The 2,374-nt window shown below is 68.2% G+C and carries 3 protein-coding genes; 2 read left to right on the top strand and 1 reads right to left on the bottom strand.

What is annotated here, in order from left to right; genetic code table 11:
* Together RMO81_RS10205 and aroB are read left to right on the top strand one after the other, a co-directional pair.
* On the top strand, positions 1-247 hold a 247-nt coding region (locus tag RMO81_RS10205), incomplete at its 5' end, for a shikimate kinase (protein WP_310475748.1).
* Positions 244-1,341 (top strand): 3-dehydroquinate synthase, encoded by a 1,098-nt coding sequence (aroB, locus tag RMO81_RS10200; RefSeq protein ID WP_310475747.1) that lies wholly within the window; start codon positions 244-246, stop codon positions 1,339-1,341. The genes RMO81_RS10205 and aroB, both read left to right, overlap by 4 nt.
* A gap of 4 nt (positions 1,342-1,345) precedes the next feature.
* On the opposite strand, the gene RMO81_RS10195 is transcribed toward aroB, so the two are convergent.
* Positions 1,346-2,278 carry a dienelactone hydrolase gene (locus RMO81_RS10195; protein WP_310475746.1) on the bottom strand — a complete coding sequence of 311 codons (933 nt, stop codon included), beginning with the start codon at positions 2,276-2,278 and terminating at the stop codon, positions 1,346-1,348.
* Positions 2,279-2,374 lie beyond the last annotated feature (96 nt).

The raw sequence follows: 2,374 nt of genomic DNA, 5'->3' as shown, positions 1-2,374 counted from the left end.
CACGCTTTGCGTATGGATGGACGCTGATATCGCCACGTTGGTCGATCGCGTGCGTCGGCGCGGCACCAGGCCGTTGCTGAAGGGCAAGGATGCGGGCGAAGTGCTCACGGCGCTGGCGGCGGTGCGCAACCCGATTTACGCGCAGGCGCGCATTCGGGTGGGCAGCAAGCCCGGCCCGCATCACGAAACGGTGGAGGCGATTGTGACCGCGCTGGCCGCCGCTAACCGGGAAATGGGGCAGCTATGATCGTTGATGTCGCGCTGGGCGCGCGCGCCTATCCCATTCATATCGCGCCGGGCCTGCTGGGTGCTGCAGCCCCCGTGCTGGCGCCGTTCGCGCGCGGCGGCCGTCTGGTGGTTGTGACCGACGAGACAGTGGCCGCACTGCACCTGGAAACGCTGGCCGCCGGCCTGCCCGGCATCGCGCTGGAAACCATCGTGCTGCCGCCCGGCGAAGCGACCAAGGACTGGGCGCATCTGCAACTGGTCGTCGAACGGCTGCTGGCACTGGGCATCGAGCGCAGCGATGCGGTTGTGGCGCTGGGCGGCGGCGTGATCGGTGATCTTGTCGGCTTTGCCTGCTCGATGCTCAAACGCGGCTGCCGTTTCGTGCAGGTGCCAACCACCTTGCTGTCCCAGGTTGATTCGTCGGTGGGCGGCAAGACCGCGATCAACGTCCGCGCCGGCAAGAATCTGGTCGGCGCCTTCCACCAGCCGGTGGCCGTGCTAATCGACCCCGATGTGCTCGCCACCCTGCCGCGCCGCGAGCTTATGGCAGGCTATGCCGAGGTGGTGAAATACGGCCTGATCAACGATGCCGATTTCTTCGCCTGGTGCGAAGCCCATGGCGAGGCCGTTCTGAACGGCGATTCGGCGGCGCAGATCCACGCCATCGCCCACAGCTGCCGGGCCAAGGCTGCGGTGGTCGCGGCCGACGAGCGCGAAACCGACGACGTCCGCGCGCTCCTCAATCTTGGCCACACGTTCGGCCACGCCTTTGAAGCCGAAACCGGTTTTTCCAGCCGGCTGCTGCACGGCGAAGCGGTGGCCTTGGGCATGGTGCAGGCCTTCCGCCTGTCCGCCAGCCTTGGCTTGTGCGCCGCTGCCGACGCGGCGCGGGTTGCCCGCCATCTCGCCGGTCTGGGCTTCACCATCGAACCGGCGGCGCTGAACCTTGATTGCAGCGCGGCACGGCTGGTAGAGCATATGACCCACGACAAGAAGATGAGCGCTGGCCGCCTCGCCTTCATCATGGCGCGCGGCATCGGCCAGAGCTTTGTGTCGCGCGAGGTCGAACTGGCTGATGTGGAGGCGTTTCTGGCGGTGCAACTGGCGGGCTGAAGCGCTATTTGCGCTCCCACTGATCCGTCTTGCCCAACGGCGGCTTGGCCAGCGCCTTCTCTGCCTTTGATTCACCCAACAGCCACTGTCGCCACCACAGCGTGGACAGCCGCGCCACGCGCTCTTGCCTTTCGGCGGGCTCGGACTGTTTGATGGTGTCGCCGGCAAACAGCATGTGACCAGCACCATCGATAATGGCGAGCGCCTTGCGGCCATCAGCCGGCGCGCCGGTGAACAGGCTGGCACGCCGGGCGCGTTCGGCGGCGACCACGTCGGGCGCGGCCTTGGCGGGCACCCCGTCCATGCTGCCGGTGATCACCAGCAGCGGCCGGCCAATGCTGCCAAATTGCGCCACGGCGGCGGCGGGATCGGCCGGGCCCGTGCTGCTCATCGCCACAAACGCCCGGAAACGGCGATCGATCAGCGGCGCATTGACACCGTCCGGGCGCTGGCCGGCCATCGCCTGCACCACCCAGGCCCCCATGCTGAACCCGGCCAGCGCCAACCGATCGGTGTCGATGCGGGCCAGGTCACACGCCCCTTCCCGTGGCCGCCGTGCCAGTTCGTCGGCAACGAAACCCACATCAGCGATGCGCGCGATCAACTGTTCTGGCGCAATGCCGGCACGCACGCGGGCCTGGCGCTCTTCCGGTGTGGCCGGGCGGCGATAGACGCTGGCATCGCTGCCGGGATGTTCGAGGCGGATCACGGCAACGCCCGCCGCCGTCCACGCCGCCACCCAGCGCGAGGCATTGCCGCGCGTGCCGCCCAGGCCGGGTGACCAGACCACCGCCGGTGCTTTTCCCTTCCCGTCGGGCAGATCGATGCGCAGCGGCACATCACGGCCACGCGGCCCGTCGCGCCACACGGCGTCGCAAGATGCGGCAGCGGCTGGCGCGGCAAACAACAGGGCAAGGCAAATGAGCGCGGCTTTCACGCGCTCATCCTAACCCCTTCTCAAGCCAGCGTCATCTTGCGCTTGCCGCGCTTCACCACGGCGGCCTGCGGTGCAGTCGTGGCCATGGAGACCGTC

The sequence above is a fragment of the Sandarakinorhabdus sp. genome, from assembly GCF_031422795.1.
Taxonomy (GTDB): domain Bacteria; phylum Pseudomonadota; class Alphaproteobacteria; order Sphingomonadales; family Sphingomonadaceae; genus Sandarakinorhabdus.
This window is presented reverse-complemented; position numbering and strand designations above follow the sequence as displayed.